Origin of the sequence: Hymenobacter bucti (genome assembly GCF_042681145.1) — a bacterium.
In the GTDB taxonomy this organism is placed as follows: Bacteria; Bacteroidota; Bacteroidia; order Cytophagales; family Hymenobacteraceae; genus Hymenobacter; species Hymenobacter bucti.
The window spans coordinates 74,894-90,939 of record NZ_JBHUFD010000002.1 but is presented as its reverse complement, the minus strand read 5'-3'; the positions used below and the strand labels follow the sequence as shown (position 1 = coordinate 90,939).

General features: G+C 62.9%; 20 protein-coding genes. 13 read left to right on the top strand and 7 right to left on the bottom strand.

Features of this window, described 5'->3' with window-relative positions; translation table 11 throughout:
- Positions 1-136: 136 nt before the first annotated feature.
- Positions 137-835 carry a TIGR04283 family arsenosugar biosynthesis glycosyltransferase gene (locus ACFSDX_RS06380; protein WP_382312408.1) on the bottom strand — a complete coding sequence of 233 codons (699 nt, stop codon included), beginning with the start codon at positions 833-835 and terminating at the stop codon, positions 137-139.
- 233 nt (positions 836-1,068) lie between these two features.
- Between ACFSDX_RS06380 and ACFSDX_RS06375 the strand changes: the two genes are divergently transcribed.
- Together ACFSDX_RS06375 and ACFSDX_RS06370 are read left to right on the top strand one after the other, a co-directional pair.
- On the top strand, positions 1,069-1,950 hold the full coding sequence (locus ACFSDX_RS06375; protein ID WP_382312407.1) for a sterol desaturase family protein: 882 nt from the start codon (positions 1,069-1,071) through the stop codon (positions 1,948-1,950).
- Positions 1,951-2,114: 164 nt separating this feature from the next.
- Positions 2,115-2,723 (top strand): hypothetical protein, encoded by a 609-nt coding sequence (locus ACFSDX_RS06370; RefSeq protein WP_382312406.1) that lies wholly within the window; start codon positions 2,115-2,117, stop codon positions 2,721-2,723.
- 155 nt (positions 2,724-2,878) lie between these two features.
- Here the strand turns inward: ACFSDX_RS06370 and ACFSDX_RS06365 are convergent, their stop codons facing one another.
- The gene (locus tag ACFSDX_RS06365) at positions 2,879-3,397 is read right to left on the bottom strand and encodes a vitamin K epoxide reductase family protein (RefSeq protein ID WP_382312405.1); all 519 of its coding nucleotides are present in this window, start codon (positions 3,395-3,397) and stop codon (positions 2,879-2,881) included.
- A 119-nt stretch (positions 3,398-3,516) separates the two neighbouring features.
- Here ACFSDX_RS06365 and ACFSDX_RS06360 point away from each other — a divergent pair, with 119 nt between their 5' ends.
- Positions 3,517-4,509 carry a glycoside hydrolase family 43 protein gene (locus ACFSDX_RS06360; RefSeq protein WP_382312404.1) on the top strand — a complete coding sequence of 331 codons (993 nt, stop codon included), beginning with the start codon at positions 3,517-3,519 and terminating at the stop codon, positions 4,507-4,509.
- 209 nt (positions 4,510-4,718) lie between these two features.
- On the opposite strand, the gene ACFSDX_RS06355 is transcribed toward ACFSDX_RS06360, so the two are convergent.
- The 3 genes from ACFSDX_RS06355 to ACFSDX_RS06345 form a co-directional block, all read right to left on the bottom strand.
- The gene (locus ACFSDX_RS06355; protein ID WP_382312403.1) at positions 4,719-5,396 is read right to left on the bottom strand and encodes a hypothetical protein; all 678 of its coding nucleotides are present in this window, start codon (positions 5,394-5,396) and stop codon (positions 4,719-4,721) included.
- Between the two features lie 126 nt (positions 5,397-5,522).
- Positions 5,523-6,011: a DUF2243 domain-containing protein gene (locus ACFSDX_RS06350; protein ID WP_382312402.1), complete on the bottom strand. Its 489-nt coding sequence runs from the start codon at positions 6,009-6,011 to the stop codon at positions 5,523-5,525.
- Positions 5,998-6,222 carry a hypothetical protein gene (locus ACFSDX_RS06345; protein ID WP_382312401.1) on the bottom strand — a complete coding sequence of 75 codons (225 nt, stop codon included), beginning with the start codon at positions 6,220-6,222 and terminating at the stop codon, positions 5,998-6,000. Before ACFSDX_RS06345 ends, ACFSDX_RS06350 begins: the two co-directional genes overlap by 14 nt.
- Before the next feature lie 128 nt (positions 6,223-6,350).
- Between ACFSDX_RS06345 and ACFSDX_RS06340 the strand changes: the two genes are divergently transcribed.
- The 8 genes from ACFSDX_RS06340 to ACFSDX_RS06305 all read left to right on the top strand — a co-directional run bounded on the left by ACFSDX_RS06340 (position 6,351) and on the right by ACFSDX_RS06305 (position 13,063).
- The gene (locus ACFSDX_RS06340; protein WP_382312400.1) at positions 6,351-6,953 is read left to right on the top strand and encodes a DUF1353 domain-containing protein; all 603 of its coding nucleotides are present in this window, start codon (positions 6,351-6,353) and stop codon (positions 6,951-6,953) included.
- Entirely contained in the window at positions 6,950-8,011 is a 1,062-nt protein-coding gene (locus ACFSDX_RS06335) for a serine hydrolase domain-containing protein (RefSeq protein ID WP_382312399.1), read from the top strand. The genes ACFSDX_RS06340 and ACFSDX_RS06335 overlap by 4 nt, the downstream gene beginning before the upstream one ends.
- A 203-nt stretch (positions 8,012-8,214) precedes the next feature.
- Positions 8,215-8,487 (top strand): hypothetical protein, encoded by a 273-nt coding sequence (locus tag ACFSDX_RS06330; RefSeq protein ID WP_382312398.1) that lies wholly within the window; start codon positions 8,215-8,217, stop codon positions 8,485-8,487.
- Positions 8,488-8,982: 495 nt separating this feature from the next.
- Entirely contained in the window at positions 8,983-9,876 is an 894-nt protein-coding gene (locus ACFSDX_RS06325) for an NmrA family NAD(P)-binding protein (protein WP_382312396.1), read from the top strand.
- A gap of 127 nt (positions 9,877-10,003) precedes the next feature.
- Positions 10,004-10,537, top strand: a complete 534-nt coding sequence (locus ACFSDX_RS06320) for an NUDIX hydrolase (RefSeq protein ID WP_382312395.1) — start codon at positions 10,004-10,006, stop codon at positions 10,535-10,537.
- Between the two features lie 301 nt (positions 10,538-10,838).
- Entirely contained in the window at positions 10,839-11,381 is a 543-nt protein-coding gene (locus ACFSDX_RS06315) for a hypothetical protein (RefSeq protein ID WP_382312394.1), read from the top strand.
- A gap of 164 nt (positions 11,382-11,545) precedes the next feature.
- Positions 11,546-11,860 (top strand): hypothetical protein, encoded by a 315-nt coding sequence (locus ACFSDX_RS06310; protein ID WP_382312393.1) that lies wholly within the window; start codon positions 11,546-11,548, stop codon positions 11,858-11,860.
- Between the two features lie 480 nt (positions 11,861-12,340).
- The gene (locus tag ACFSDX_RS06305; protein ID WP_382312392.1) at positions 12,341-13,063 is read left to right on the top strand and encodes an NADPH-dependent F420 reductase; all 723 of its coding nucleotides are present in this window, start codon (positions 12,341-12,343) and stop codon (positions 13,061-13,063) included.
- A gap of 151 nt (positions 13,064-13,214) precedes the next feature.
- Here ACFSDX_RS06305 and ACFSDX_RS06300 read toward each other — a convergent pair whose 3' ends face one another.
- A complete protein-coding gene (locus ACFSDX_RS06300; RefSeq protein ID WP_382312391.1) occupies positions 13,215-13,925 on the bottom strand; it encodes an SDR family oxidoreductase in 711 nt (236 codons plus the stop codon).
- Positions 13,926-14,228: 303 nt separating this feature from the next.
- On the bottom strand, positions 14,229-15,164 hold the full coding sequence (locus ACFSDX_RS06295; protein ID WP_382312390.1) for a helix-turn-helix domain-containing protein: 936 nt from the start codon (positions 15,162-15,164) through the stop codon (positions 14,229-14,231).
- A gap of 160 nt (positions 15,165-15,324) precedes the next feature.
- Here ACFSDX_RS06295 and ACFSDX_RS06290 point away from each other — a divergent pair, with 160 nt between their 5' ends.
- Entirely contained in the window at positions 15,325-15,564 is a 240-nt protein-coding gene (locus ACFSDX_RS06290) for a hypothetical protein (protein WP_382312388.1), read from the top strand.
- Positions 15,561-15,977, top strand: a complete 417-nt coding sequence (locus tag ACFSDX_RS06285; RefSeq protein WP_382312387.1) for a PIN domain-containing protein — start codon at positions 15,561-15,563, stop codon at positions 15,975-15,977. The genes ACFSDX_RS06290 and ACFSDX_RS06285 overlap by 4 nt, the downstream gene beginning before the upstream one ends.
- Positions 15,978-16,046: the final 69 nt, after the last annotated feature.

The window sequence follows — 16,046 nt, the reverse complement described above, 5'->3', positions numbered from 1 at the left end:
TGAGCATCTGGCGCAACCAAACGTTTGCTAATGCAGATGCGAGTTGCGCTCGCGCCCGGAATAGGCTCGTGAGCGAAGATGAGCAGCTGGTCAACTAGTAATTACCAGTTGTCAATCAGGTAAGGAATAACTGAATCTACAGCTTACCCTGCCGGATAAGCCGCCGGTACAGCCGCACCAAATCAGCCTGCGACACGCCGGCCCAATACAGCAGCACAATGAGCGTAAAAATGCCTTGCAGCCGCACCACGCCATTGGCCAGGTACTTGCGGGCCGAGGTTGTGACGGTCCGCGGCAGCAGCACAAACGGTGCCCGCGCCCGCAGGCGCCGCACCAGCTCCTGGTCTTCCATTATCTGCAAGTCTTCGCGGTAGCCGCCTAGGTGGGCAAACAGCTCGCGGCGCACAAACAGGCTTTGGTCGCCGAAGCGCAGAAACGTGAACGGAAAGCGCGTGCACCAGGCGCTGAAGCGTAGCAGCCAGTGCCCGTGGTCGAAGGCCAGCTGGTAGCAGCCGCTGCCGTAGCCCTGCCCGATGGCCCGCCCTAGGTCGGCCAGGAAGCCCGGCGGCGGGTACGAGTCGGCGTGCAGAAAATACAGCACCTCGCCCCGCGCCCGCGCGGCGCCGTAGTTTAGCTGCGCGCCCCGGCCCTTGCGCGGACTGCGGTACACGGTGGCGCCCGCCTGCCGGGCCAGGGCCGCGGTGGCATCGGTGCTGCCGCCGTCTACTACCAGTATTTCGGGCGCGGGGGCGCCGGCCGCGGCTGTGGGCAGATAGCGCAGTAGGCCGCCGATGCTCGCCGCCTCATTGTAGGTAGGAATGATGATGCTGACCAAAGGCTGGGCTAAAGCGGCGCCGCATTGCGGGCTAGAAAGTACTTACGTTGGGCAACCTGCCAGCGTCCTAAGAGGTACTGATTAGTTGGAATTAAAAAGTCAGTAGATGGGCCGTAGTGCGAAGCTTTGCCTTACAAATTGTGGGGCAAACGCAACGCGAAGCACCGCTTCGCGCTACAGCCGTCTACTGACTTTTCATTTGCTATAAGTCAGGCTAACTGTATTGTGTTTCCATGAATCTTTTCCCCGTCAACCATCCCCTGCTCAAGCGTTTCGACCGCTGGGCGGGCCCGGCCCTGGCCGCTTTGGCCGTGGGCCTGCTGCTGCTCGAAACCACCCGCCCGCTGCGCCGCCGCACCCGCCCGCGCGCCGAGCGCTGGCGGCGCAACGTGCTGCTGGCCGCGCCCTCGCTGCCCGCCATGCGCCTAACGTTGCTGCCCGCTATGGTGGGCCTGACGCGCCTGGCAGCCCCTAGGCGCGTGGCCCAGTTGGCGGCCCGCTTGCCCCAAGCACCGCGCCTGGTGCTGGAGGTGTTACTGCTTGATTACTTGGCCTATACCTGGCACCGGCTCCTGCACTCGCCCGCGCTGTGGCGGCTGCACCGCGTGCACCACAGCGACCTCGACATGGACCTGACGACGGGCTGGCGCTTTCACTTTGGCGAGATGCTGGCCAGCATTCCGTACCGGGCGGGGCTGCCCGCGCTGCTGGGCGTGCGTCCCGCCACGGCCTTGGGCTACGAGGCCGTGTTTGAAGCCTTTACCGCCTTTCAGCACGCCAACTGGCGCCTACCCATTGCCCTGGAGCGCCGGCTGGCCCCTTGGCTGATGACGCCGCGCCTGCACGGTGTGCACCACTCGATGGTGGAGCACGAAACGCACAGCAACTTCGGCGTCGTGCTCATGGCCTGGGACTGGCTGCACCGCACCCGGCGCCTCGATGTGCCCCAGCAAACCATTACCATCGGCGTGCCCGCCTACCCCGACCCCGCCGCCCAAACGGTGGCGCAACTGCTAGTGCTGCCGCTGGCGCCCTCGCGCCCCTGGGCCCGCCCCGATGGCTCGGTGCCCGCGCCCGACCCGGCGTTGCGAGCCCTAGGTGAGCTGGCGGAGTAAAGCGTGCTTGCGGCGAAACGCGCAGGTTGCGGGGGGACGCTGGCTAGCAGCGGAGGAGCCAGCATGCAACGTAGGCTTGAGCTAATGAGTCTCTCGTCAGACCATTGCAACGCGTCACTGGCAGGTAAACCTTGCCCTAGTGCCCCGCTTACTTCATTCCCCTTATGAAACATCTTTTGCCATTAGCTGCTACGTTGAGCTGGCTGGCCGCCTGCCAAAGCAGCCCCACTACCCCCACCGCCGCGCCCGCGGGTGCCCCGCAGCAGGCTAGCGCCGCGCCCGCCCCCGGTAAGCCGGAGTCTATCGAATGGGACATGCTCACTGTCAATGGCAAGGTGGTGAAAGAAACAACCACTAAGCAGCTAGCGCAGCAGCTGGGCCGCCCCGACAGCATCGCCAAAGGCGCCGTGGAGTGCGGCGCCATGTTGGCAAGCCTGAACAAGCTGGACGGTGCCCGCGGCGACATGTGGTACTACGGCAACACGATGTACGAAGTGAATGGTAGGGAGGCAGTATTAGGCAGCTTCGAGGTCACAACGGGCAAGTTTCAGGGCAAGCTAGGGCCGCTTCCGCTCAACCAAAACACCACGTTGGAAGACGTCCGCCGCGTCTTTCCAGCGTCGGCCAAGCAAGCCGATGTGCCGGCTACCGGCCAGCCGGGAGAAGTTATGAGCCTGCCTTTTTACCACCAAGGCAAGCCCACGGACAATTATCTGCACTTGCTATTTAAGAAAGGGCGGTTGCAGGAAGTGGAGTTCTACTCGCCTTGTTAAACTGGCTGCGAAGTAGTATTCTACAAAAATTCGGGTAGCCGGGCGGGGCTTGCCCCGCCCGGCGCTGTTCAGCCGCGTGCTCAGCAACGCCGGGCGGGGGCAAACCCCGCACCCTACTTCGCGGCGAGTATGCGTGGTTTGCAGCGCGCGTACGCCTAGGCTGCTTTCTTGCCAAATAGCGTCTTAAACGCCTTTATCGCCTCGGGCACGGCTAGTACGGCGGCGGCCGTAGCGGCCACCGTGCTGGCCTGGCAGTAGAAGCAGAGTTTCTTGTTTTCCTGCCACTCTTCGCGGCCCAGTTGCACGTTGGTAACCAAGTCGATGAGCGTTTTGCCGAGCAGGGCTACGGGCAGCCACGGCAGGGTAGTGGCGCGCTCCTGGCCGCCGGTCGAGGCCAGGATGGCCGTGATGCCGCCGGTCACTATCATGGCGGGGGCGTCGGGCATTTGCAGGCGCTGATAGCCGTAGTCGGAGGCATCAACTTTGTCGGAATCGAAGATGGCCAGGGGCGGGTCGGGCAGGTGCGAGATGACGCCGGTTTGGTAGAGCGTCACGATTTGGCCGGCCGCCACCGTCACGAGCGAGAGGCCGATAATCCAGCGGCGGCGCGTGAGGTCGGGGCTGCGGCCGAGGCGCAGCTGGCGCGAGAGTTCGGCGGGGGCGAGGGTAGACATGGGCCAGGGGTTGAGGGACGCTGGTGGTACGCCGGGCCACCTAGGTGGGTTGTGGCGGAAACATCTCTGGCTTAGTGCGCCGCGTTTTGCAATGCGGGCCGCACCAGTACCTTGGCGCCATGAAAGCAATGCTCTTAGCGGCCGGGCTGCTGGCCACCAGCCTGGCCGGCCACGCCCAGCCCACCAAGCCGCATACCAGCGGTAACCCCCTGTTTCCGGGGTGGTACGCCGACCCCGACGCAGCCATTTTCAACAAGCAGTACTGGCTCTATCCCACCTACTCGGCGCCCTACGAGCAGCAGGTGTTCCTCGACGCCTTTTCCTCGCCCGACCTGGTGCACTGGACCAAGCACCCGCGCGTGCTCGACACCGCCAGCGTGAAGTGGGCGCACCGCGCCGTGTGGGCGCCCGCCATCGTGGCCAAAGGCGGCAAGTACTACCTCTTCTTCGGGGCTAATGACTACCACCCCGAAAAAGCTAACGAGCCGCCGGGCGGCATCGGGGTGGCCGTGGCCGATAACCCCGCCGGCCCCTTCAAAGACTACCTAGGTAAGCCGCTGGTGGGCACCATCGAGAACGGCGCCCAGCCCATTGACCAGTTTGTTTTTCAGGACAAAGACGGCCAGTACTACCTCGTGTACGGCGGCTGGCAGCACTGCAACATCGCTCGGCTCAAGCCCGATTTCACGGGTTTCCTACCCATGGCCGATGGCACGGTGTTCAAGGAAATTACGCCCGCGGGCTACGTCGAAGGGCCCATCATGTTCCGCCGCCAGGGCAAGTACTACTTCATGTGGAGCGAGGGCGGCTGGACCGGTCCCGACTACTCGGTGGCCTACGCCGTGGGCGACTCGCCCTTCGGCCCGTTTCAGCGGGTGGGCAAAATCCTGGCCCAGGACCCCAAAGTGGGCACCGGCGCCGGCCACCACGCGGTCATCAACGTGCCGGGCACCGACAAGTGGTACATCGCCTACCACCGCCACCCACTGGGCGATAAGGACGGCAACCACCGCGTGGTGTGCCTCGAAGAAATGCACTTCGACGCCAAAGGCGCCATTCAGCCCGTGAAGCTGACCACGCAGGGCGTGGCCGCGCAGCCGCTGAGCCGCTAGGTGCCACCTAGGGACTGTTCGAATTATTCTAACCAATAAAACGGCGTTTGTCATTGCGAGCGCAACGAAGTAATTACATTAGGACGAGCCGTTTAGGTTCTTCCTAAATGCGATTTCTTCGCTGCGCTCGCAATGACAAACGCCGTTTTATTGGTTAGAAAGTATTGTTGAGCGGGCCACAAATACAGCCTACTCTACAACGGGCGCCGCTACTCGGTGGGCAGCGTGGCCTCGTAGGTGTCGGCAAACTTGAACTCTTCGAGCCAGTAGTCGGAACTGATAATGTCGTAGACCACGTTGGTGTCCGTCTTCTCGCTGGGCGTGAACTGCCACAGAATATCATTGGCCTCGGCAAACTCGCCGCCCGCTAGCTGGTCGCTAAACAAGCGGTGCAGCAGGGCGCGGTCCGACAGGCCGGGGCCGAGCAGGCGTAGCAGCGCGGCGGCGGGCTCGTGGTCGAGCAGCGCCAGGTCGGCGGGGTCAGCGGCCGTGATTTTTACTTTAAACTCGACGGCCTGCGGGTGCGGAAATTTGCCGTTGTAGGCAGTGTAGAGCAGTTGCGTAGCGTTGAAAAACTTCTGGTGCAGGGCAAAGTTGGGGTTTTCTTCCCACAGCTTTTCGGTCGGCATCTGGTGGGCCAGCTGCTCGGTCTGGCCCTTGGTCAGCGCCTCGCCGGCGAGGTAGCCGAGCACAATTTCGGCGGCTTCGGCGGGCTCGAGGTCGGTGAGGGCCAGCTGGGTCATCTCCTTGAGCTCGGCCGGGGCGATGGCCTCGGGGTTGTCGTAGGAGAGGGCGTTGAGCAGGGCCAGGTAGTCGGCGTTTTGCCAGGCATTGGGTAGCTCGGCGAGGTGCTGAAAGGAAAGGCGTTCGACGGTGAAAGTTGACATCGGAAAAAGGAGGCGAAGAAATGAAACGCCTCGCGCCGTGTACGGATAACCTGAGTCGATAAGGGAATTATAAATTAAAAATGATAAATTAAAAAGTGAGCGCCCCTCGTTTTTAATTCATCTTTTTTAATTTATAATTCCCCTTCCCGCCCGCACTAATGCCCCGCCGCCGAGCAGCAGCGCCAGCCCGAATGCTAGAAAACCGAGGTCGGCGGGCAGGTGGTTGGGGGTGTACTCGTACACGTGGTGCAGGCCCAGAATTTCGTGGTCGATGATGCCTTCCACCACGTTGAACAGGCCCCAGACCAGCAGCAGACCACCTAGGAGCGTGCGGCCCGAGTGCGGCACATCGGCCCGGCCGGTGGCACTCCAGAGCATGGCCAGCCCCACGGCCGTGAGCACCCACACCGCCGCGTGAAACAGGCCGTCCCAGTACATATTGACCTTGGCCCGCACCAGCGTATCGGGCGGCAGCTGGCCCGAGAGCATGTTGTGCCACTGGAGTATCTGGTGCAGTACAATGCCATCGACAAAGCCCCCCAGGCCCGCCCCGAGCAAGATGCCGGCCGCCACCAGCGGCGTGCGCCGCTGCGCCAAATGGTTATGAATTGCCATCGCTCGCATTGAAGTAGGGCCGTAGTTTATCCCAGTAAAACAGTGCCACCCCGAGGGCCAGCAGCACGGCCACCGGCAAGAGCACCAGCAGCACGTTGGTAGGGTAGGCGGGCGTGTAGATGCCCGCCTGCACCCGCGGCCGGCACCACGGGCAGGCCCCGGCTGGCGCGGCCCACAGGCTGCACCCTAGGAGGAAAAAAAGCTTTTGCATGGCACGCAGCACGAAACACCCAGCCCTTAGGTACGCACCCGCCGGGCCAGCGACTGGCTTTTAGCTGCTATTTTGGGCGCCCAACGCGGCCTAGCTCGGCCGTTAAGCGCGCGCAGGCCTCCCATCCAATGCCTATCACCGAAGACCCCACCGCTGGCGTATTTTCCGACACGCCCAAGATTGAGTTTATCGACACGCCCGGCGTGCCCAACCGCAACGTGCGGGTTATCGACGATTTTACCTTCACCGAGGCCGCCAACGGCACCGTGTGGGCGGCGCCGAGCGGCAGCTTCGTCGATGGGGCCAGCATCCCCAGGGTGTTGTGGTCGCTGGTGGGCTCGCCCTTCACCGGCGACTACGTGTACGCCTCCATCGTGCACGACGTGGCCTGCGACACCCGCACCCGGCCCTGGCGCGACACGCACTACATGTTTTACCTGGCTTGCTTGGCGGGCGGTACCCGCCGCGGCCGCGCCAAGCTCATGTACCTGGCCGTGCGCAACTTCGGCCCTAGGTGGCCCCAGGCCACGCCCGCGCTCCAACCCGCGCCAATGGAGCAGCTTGCGTTTAGCGTGGTGGCCAGGGTGGGGGAGCCCACGGCGCCCTTCAGCCCGTTTGTGCGCTACGATGCGCAGCTGCGCTACCTGCACCGCGCCCAAGCTTACCTAGCCACCCACGGCGACGGGGTTTCCCTCGAAGCCATTGATATCTACGCCTCCCGCCCCGTATGAAACTACTGCTTGCGTTGCTCTTGCTGCTGACTGGCCCCGCCGCCTGGGCGCAACAAGCCGAACTAACCGCCCTGCTCAAGCGAGAAAATGTGCCGGGCCTGCAGCTCAGCTACACCAAGGGCCGCACCACCCAAACCTACGCCTTAGGGCTGCGCCGGGCCGGCACCAACGAGGCCATGGCGGCCACCAGCATCTTGCAGGCGGCCTCGCTGGGCAAGGTGGTGCTGGCCTACGTGGCCCTGCGCCTGCACGACCGCGGCGTGCTCGACCTCGACAAGTCGCTGCTGGCCTACGCGCCCTACCCTAGGCTCCAGCCCGATGCCCGCAATGCCCGCATCACGGCCCGCCGGGTGCTCACCCACACTACGGGCCTGCCCAACTGGGCCGAGTACCCGCTGGCGCCCACCTGGCCCACGTCGGCGCTGCGCCTCAAGTACGCGCCCGATAGCTGCTGGAACTACTCGGGCGAGGGCTACGTGTGGCTGCAAAAAACGCTGGAGCACCTCACCGGCAAGTCGTTTGAGGTGCTGGCCCAGGAAGAGGTTTTTCGGCCCCTAGGTATGCAAAACAGCAGTTTTGTGTGGCAGAGCCGGTTTGCCGCCCGCGCCGCCACCGGCCACGACGACAAGAGCCAGCCCACCGCCATCGCCAACTACGCGGCGCCCTACGGCGCCTACTCGCTGCTGACCACGGCCCCCGACTACGGCCGGTTTCTGCAAGCCCTGCTGGCCGGCCGGGGCCTGGCGCCCGCCACCGCCCGCCTGCTCACCACGCCCGCTAATGCCGCCGACCGCTGCGGCCGGCCCGCCAACGCCGCCGACCCGGCCATTGCCTGGGCCTGCGGGCTGGGCCTGGCCGCTACCAGCCAGGGCCCCGCCCTCTGGCACTGGGGCGACAACGGCGACTTCAAAGGCTTCTTTATGATTTTGCCGGACAAAAAGGAAAGCCTCGTTTTGCTGACTAATAGCGCCAACGGGGACAAGCTCACCGACGCGGTGCTGCGGCTCTTTTTCGGCCCCGGCCAGTACTGGGCCCCCGCCTGGCTGGCCGCTGAGTAGGGCAGGGTTGCGCCAGAAAGAAGTACAACTTTATGTGCTTCCCGCAGGGCAATAGTGCTCCGGCACAGCTAAAAACGCGGGCCGGCGCTGCGGAGCCAAACCCTAGGTTAAGCGGACGTAAACGCTTGGTGCGGTACCGCGTATAGTCTGGTACGGTAGCCGTCGGCTGCCCTTCTCTCCTCACCCCCTTGTTCCTGATTTTTATGAAAGCCACATCCATTCTGGCCCTCGCCTTTGCTCTTGCCACCAGCGCCGCCACTGCCCAAACCGTAGCCCCTGGCACCGCGCCCGGCGCCCAAACTGGCAACCCGTCTAACATGCCCAGCGCTGGCGACCCCTCCACCGACCAGCAGCGGGTTGACAGCAAGCGCCAGGACAACATGTCGGGCACCGACCGCAAAGACAGAAAGATGAAGCACAAAGACGGCAAAATGAAGAGCAGCGACGGCTCGATGAAAACCAAAACCAAGATGTAGTCGCTGCTCACCTGGCGTTAGCCGGTTGAGAATAAGAAAAGCCCTTTCCAGCAATGGTGAGGGCTTTTTCGATGAAGTTTTGAAAATAAAAATCGACTGTTATGCTGAGCGCAGCGAAGCATTTTGGCCGCCCCTTTGTACAGTATAGAAGAAGCGACCAAGATGCTTCGCTGTGCTCAGCATGCCGCCGACAGTTACTACCGGCCGCGCGTAATAAGACGCAGAATGTCGCGAGTTGTCGTTGTGACGCAACGGCGCTGAGCGACGCCAGACTTCAACCAGTGCTTCGCTACGTCGCCCTGCGACAACTTTAGGCAGATTTAGCCCGGCGCAACAGTCCGCGTCCGCGCCTCGCCAACTGGTTCGCACACCGCCCGTATTAGTAGTAGGCGGGCGTGCCCTAGGGTGCGCTGGCGCGGATATTTATTTACTTATCAGCTGCTCACTTCCATTTTGGTCAACAATCCCGATACTTTTACCAGCCCCCCAGCGGCTGTGCCTGCCCTCATCGTGCTGGCCGGCGCCACCGGCGACCTAGGCCACCGGATTGCGCTGGCGCTGCGCGCGCGCGGGGCGCGGGTGCGCGCCCTCGTGCGCCCCGGCAACACCAAGCCGGAAGTTGCGGCCCTGCGGGCGCGGGGCGTGGAAATAGTAGAAGTCGATTTGAAAGACGCGGCGGCGCTCGTGCGGGCCTGCGCTGGCGCGGCCTGCGTAGTATCGGCGCTTTCGGGCCTGCGCGAGGTGATAGTGTACGCCCAAACCCAGCTGCTCGACGCGGCCGTGTCGGCTGGCGTGCCGCGCTTCATCCCCTCCGATTTTTCTATCGACTACACCAAGCTGCCCGCGGGCAGCAACCGCAACCTCGACCTGCGGCGCGAGTTCAACCGCCGCCTCGACCAGGCACCCATCCAGGCCACGTCGGTGCTCAACGGCATGTTTATGGACCTGCTGACCGGGCAGGCGCCGATGGTGCTCTTCAAGCTCCGGCGCATCCTGTACTGGGGCTCGGCCGACCAGCCGCTCGACTTTACCACCATCGCTGATACGGCCGCCTTTACCGCCGCCGCCGCCCTCGACCCCACCACGCCGCGCTACCTGCGCGTGGCCGGCGAGGTAGCCACCGTCCGCGGCTTGCAGGCCGCCGCTACGGCCGCTACCGGCCAGCGCTTCGGGTGCCTGCGCGCGGGCGGCCTCTGGGTGCTCAAGCTAATGATTCGGATAACCCGCCGCCTGGTGCCCGCCCCCAACGAAGTGTTTCCGCCCTGGCAAGGCATGCAGTACCTGCACAATATGTTCACTGGCCTACCCAAATTTGGCGCGCTCGACAACGACCGCTACCCCGACCTCCAGTGGACGAAAGTGCGCGAGGTGCTGGCGGCGCGGCACTAAGCGAACCGGTGCTTTTCGAATACCCTAGGCGACTGCCAGGGTATTTTGCGGGTAGTTTCTGCCCCGCAAACATCTCCCCAGCTTGCCTGGCGTAGTACCAGCTAGCCGGCGGCCCTCCCCGTTACGCATGACTATTCCTCCTACCCTGCGCGAGTCGGCGGTGCTGGTGCCCGTGTTTCGCGACGCGGCCGGCGAAGCTAACCTGGTGCTGGTGCACCGCAGCAGCTACGGCGTGCACGGCGGGCAGCTGGCGTTTCCGGGGGGCAAGCGCGAGTCCGCCGACGCCTCGCTGCTGGCCACGGCCCTGCGCGAAACAGAAGAGGAAATCGGCTTGCCCAGGGCGGCTATTGATGTATTGGCCGCTCTGCCGCCGGTGTACACGCGCAGCAGTGGCTTTCACATTGCCCCGTTTCTGGCCCGCATTAGCCCGCCGCCCACGTGGCACTACCAGCCCACCGAGATTGCCGAGGTGCTGCAAGTGCCCCTGAGCCACCTGGCCGACCCCGCCAACGCCGGCCAAGAAAGCTGGCAGCTACCCGGCTGGCCCGCGCCCGAACTGGTAGACTTCGGGCGGGTGGGGCCGCACTACCTGTGGGGCGCCACCTACCGCATCGTGCACGCGCTGCTGCCCCGCCTGCTGGCCGGGGAGTGGGAGCTGTGAAACCCTGCTGGCAGCAACCCTACGGCTGTATAAAGCAGGAGCGTAGTGTGCCCAGCGAGAAGCTTGACACCTAGGAATAACGAGGCCAAGATATTTTTTTCTGCACGTGCTTTGAAATGCAAAGTTCTTTTGCTTGCTTTGTATCGTTGTCGCTCACGCTACTCCTGACTGGGTCTGCCGCCGCTGCTTTGGCCCCAGCCTGGCTCGGTGGCGAAAGGCGCCTGGCAATGGGGCCGCCCTCAGTAGAGCCCTCGCTTTTGTACTTCCTTCTTTCACGCTTCACCTTTAAAAACCTACGGCCATGACCCTAACTAAAAGCCTTGTTCGCCTAGCGCTGGCTACGGCCTGCTTGCTCCTCATTCCCTTGGTAGCGATGCAGTTCACGAAAGAAGTAGTTTGGACTTTGTCGGATTTTGTAATTATGGGGGCGCTGCTGTTTGGCGCGGGCCTCACGTACGTGCTGGTATCCAAGCTGAGCACCAATGGCTCGTACCGCCTAGGGGTGGGCGTGGCGGTGGCCGCCGGCCTGCTGCTTGTTTGGGGCAATTTGGCCGTGGGGTTCATCGGCAGCGAGGATAACCCCGCCAACCTGCTCTATGGCGCGGTGCTCGCCGTAGCCGGCGTGGGGGCGCTGGTGGCGCGTTTCCGGCCGCTAGGTATGGCGCGCGCCATGTTTGCCGCCGCGCTCACGCAGTTTGCGGTGCCCCTGGTGGCGGCGCTTATCTGGAAGCCTGAGGTTGACCTCGGGATGCTGTACGTGCTGGCCCTGAACACCATTTTTGCCGGTATCTGGGTCGCGTCGGGGTGGCTGTTGCGCCGCGCCGGGCGCTCGGCTTTAGCCTAAGCCTAACCTAGGTGTTGCCACCCCGCCTGCTACCTCAGTACCGGCACAGTGCGGCCCCTGAGGCCTGGCTGAACACCAGATTTTAGTCTCGGCTGGGGGAGGCGATAGCATCCGAAATTCAGCGTGATGCGTAGCAAGTACTTTCACCCTGCTTTCTCGTTTTTATGAAGCTTTTACTTGCATTTGCCACGCTCTGCGCCCTAGGTGCCACCGCCGCCCAGGCCCAAACTGTATTGCCGTCCGGCGCGGTAGCCCCAGCCGGGGCGGTAGTCAACCCCACCGGGGTGCCCGTGACGCCCGCTACGGTGCCGGGCAGCCAGCCCCTCAGCACGCCCGCCACCCGCGACGGCGGCAGCCCCCGCGCCTCACGCCGCGATGAAAAAGTGCCCGGCATGAGCCGCGAAGACCGCAAGCGAATCCGGAAAATGGGAAAGGTGAAGTACAGCGCCGACTCGGAAAAGCCAAGCGGCAAAAAATAACCGCCCGGCCTTGCCCGCCGCCCCAGCAAGCTGCCGCGCAAACCCAGCCAGGTATAGGCCATCGGTTATGGGTTGCCGAGAGGTAGCATAAGCCAAGCCTAGCTGATTGCTAGGGCATTTCATACCAGCAGGAGCATCCAAGTCGGGTGCTCCTGCTGGCGTTTTAGTGTATCGGTAAAGCCGTTGGTTATATCACTGTCACTCACTCGCCCTAGCTGCACTGGAGCGGGTTGAGTGCAGCCGTAGCTAGGGCACCCTGCTTTTGGGAAGTGGTGCCTCCCGGCGCTAAACACGAATTTGGCGCGTGCTTACCGCTCCGCCTTAAGGGAGGGGTGCCCTCTGCCGCCAGGAAGGGTGCTGGCTGTGAGCTATCGCCAACTTAGGGGGCACAGGCAAAACAATCTGGCCGGGCAGGCAGTCTTAGCACGAGCCGCTTTTAGAGAAAAACGGCTCATCAACACCTGCTCATTTACCCGCATTATGAATATTGGAATCATTGGGGCCGGCCACATCGGCAGCGCCCAGGCCGAGCGGCTCACCAGCCTCGGCCACTCGGTAGCCATCGCGAACTCGCGCGGCCCTGAGACGCTGACGGACCTGGCCCAGAAAACCGGCGCTACCGCCGTTACGACCCAGGAAGCGGTTCACCACGCCGAAATCATTGTGGTCACCATTCCGCTGAAAAGCATCCCCGACCTGCCCAAGGATTTGTTTGCGGGCGTGCCGGCCAGCGTGCCCGTTATCGACACCAGCAACTACTACCCCTTGCTGCGCGATGGTCAAATACCTGAGCTGGAAACCGGCGACCTCACCGAGAGCGAGTGGGTGCAGCAGCACCTAGGCCGCCCGGTGCTGAAAGTGTTCAACAACATCTTCGCCGCGCAGCTCGCTAGCCCTGGCAAGCCCGCCGGCACGCCCGGCCGCATCGCGCTGACCGTGGCCGGCGACGAGGCCGCCGCCAAGCAGAAAGTGATGGCCTTGGTCGAAGAGCTAGGCTACGACGCCATCGATGGCGGCAGCCTGCACGAATCGTGGCGGCAGCAGCCCGGCACCCCGCTGTACTGCACCGATTTGCCTGCCGACGAGGTGCGGCAGCACCTGGCTAGCTTGGGTACCCAGCGCACCCCCGAGCAGCACGCCCAATTCGCGGCCAACCAAGCCGCGTCGGAAAAGCAATTGGAGGCCCAAGGCGTCAAGCTGTAAGGTCCGCTGCCCCAGCCCTAGGTTAGCTACCAGCCGCTAGCCCAAGCATTAGATAAGCCCCAGCCAACGAGCCCCGTCAATTATCGGAGTTCGTTCGCTGGGGCTTATTTAATGCTTGGGATAGCACTAGCCGCCACTTAGCGGCCAGCCCTTACCAGGGCAAGACACCGGTGGCAGAGGACATCGTGCCGCTAGGCCCATCGGCCGGTAGCAGCGCCAGCCGAATGGCCTCCGCCGCGCCCTGCGCGGGGGTGTCCGTGCCCGCAAAGCCGTTGAGGTCAGTGGCCGTGTAGCCGGGCGCGGCCGAATTTACCTTGATGGCCGTATCCCGCAGTTCGTAGGCGAGCTGCACGGTGAGCATATTCAGTGCGGCCTTCGAGGCCGAGTACCCTAGCAGGGCCCAGTCATTCTGCCCAACGATGGTGAGCGAGCCCAGTGGACTAGACACGTTGACAATGCGCCCCGCTGCGGCCTGCTTCACCAGCGGCAAAAACGTTTGGGTGACGGCCAGCGTGCCCAGAAAATTGGTTTGGAGCGCTTGCTCCACGCTGCGCACCTCGGCCTGGCTAGGCGAACCGTCGCCAGGCACATTGATGCCCGCATTGTTCACCAGAATGTCCAGGCGGCCTTCCTCGCGTTGCAGGTGCGCCGCTGCCGCGTCGAGCGTTGCTTGGTTGCCTAGGTCTACTTCGAGGAATAGGACGTCGCCTTCGGCGGCCAGTTCCGCTACGGCTTGCTGGCCTTTGGCGGCCTCGCGGGCCCCTAGGTACACCCGGCAGCCCGCTTGCAGCAGCCCCCGCACAATTTCGAAGCCGATGCCTTTGTTACCGCCGGTGACCAGCGCAATTTTCTTATTTACCATGTTGCCTGTGGGGTTGGCCTCCTTGAATTAAGGAGGCGAGTAAGTATACCCCAAAGGTCCGGGCGGTAGGCGAGGGGTAAACTTCGCCAGTCAACCCATCTGTTTTAGATTTCAAACATCTTGAAGAAAGCAAATCCGGGGTCGCTGTATAGGCTGGCCTTACGTGGCGCCTCACCCCCCGGCCCCTCTCCGAAAAGGAGAGGGGGAGCTTGACGACTTCTAATGTCCGCTAACGTCAATTTGCGGTCGGCTCCCCTCTCCTTTTCGGAGAGGGGCCGGGGGTGAGGCGCCACGTGAGCCCCGCTAAACCCCAAACAACGCTAGCCGCCGAAAATCCCCCGGTGTCTGCCCGGCGTGGCGCTTGAAAAAGGTGCAGAAGTGGGCGACATCGGCAAAGCCCAGGCTATCGGCAATTTCCGAAACGCTCCAGGCGGTTTGCTTCAGCAGGAGCTTGGCTTCTTGCGCCAAGCGGCTGCTGATGACGGCGGTGGTGGTCTGGCCCGTCGTCTCCTTCAGCACGCGGTTGAGGTGGTTGACGTGCACCGCCAATTGGTCGGCGTAGTCGGTGGCGGTGCGCAGGCGCAGCGGCGGTTGCGGGCTGAGGCGCGGAAACTGCCGCTCCAGTAGCTCCGTGAATTGGGTGGCGACCCGCTCGGCGGCGCTGTGCGTAGCCAGCGGGGCGGGGGCCGGCTGCAGCTTTTGCACCAGGTGAATCAGCTCCCAGAGGTAAGTGCGCAGCAGGTCGTGCTTGTAGGCGTAGCCCGACCCGAGCTCGTGCAGCATCTTCTGGAAAATAGCTTCGACCGCCGTGCAGTCGGCCTCGGCCACTTCCCACACCGGGTAGGCGCCGGGCTGAAAAATCGGCAGCTCCGCCAGCACCACCCCGGTGCGGGCGGGCAGCAGAAAGGCATCGTCGAAGAGGCAGCTATAACCCCCAAAATCTTCGGTGAGCGGCAGCCACCGGTAGGGCACGCGCGGCGTCACCAGAAACAAGGTATTGGCGCCCACGTGCGGGGCCTGGTCGGCACACTCCACCTGGCTAAGCCCGCGGCAGAGCGTGATTTTGTGGTAGGCCCGCCGGCTAAACGTCATCGGGGGCGCCCCGCGCAGGTCTGCCAAGGAGAACACGTTAAAATGCCCCACGCCTTGCCCCATGTCCGGCGGCGGCAGCACGCCCACTGCGGATTCAGGACCCGGGGCAAGCGCGTCGTAAAAGGCGGCTAGGGTGTTTGGTTTCATATAGGTGGTGGCGGGCGAGTAGGTGCCCTTCCTCTTTTAAAGGAACTAAGCCAAAGGCCCGTAGTTTTGGAAGTATAAAGCACATGCTCGACATCCCCATCCAAGATGCCAAGTTTGCGCTGGGAATACTTCCTACCACGGTCTTTAGCCTCGTTCAACTATGCTTACTACGTTGGTTTTAGAATCGGCCAATGATGCCGACCTGGACTTATTGCTTCATCTGGCGCAGCGCCTAGGCGTGAAAGCCACAACAACTCCCTCAGCCAAGACTTCCAACGCAGAGCAGGCGCGGTTGCTAGATGAGTTCGCCGGCTCTTGGCAGTCCGATGAAGACGGCACTGAGCTAGCTCGCCAAATTCGGGAAGCTCGTTATTTCCGCGACCGCGACGTGGAGCTATGAGTCAATACCTGCTTGATACCAACATCTGCATCCATTGGTCGAAAGACGAATTCGACTTGCGCCAGAAAATACTGCAAATTGGGGTGGAGAATTGCTTTATCAGCGAGCTAACCATCGCCGAGTTGCTTTACGGAATTGCCAAAAGCGCCCCGTCCAAACAAGCGGCCAATCGCCATTCGCTTGCCATCCTGCAACAGCTTTTCGCTGGCCGCATTTTGTTGGTAGGCACCTGCTTTGAAGTCTATGGCCCGGAAAAAGTGCGTTTGCGCGCTCTGGGCCGCCCCATCGATGAGTTCGACCTGCTGATTGGTTGTACCGCCCTAGCCCACGGCCTCACGCTCGTGACGCGCAACACCCGTCACTTTGCGCCTATTGCTACCTTGACGCTGGAGAATTGGATAGACCAGTCATAGCTTACCGTTGCGCGTCAGTGGAAGTATAACATCCACTATAAAAAACATGAGCTATAATCTCGCGCCAGT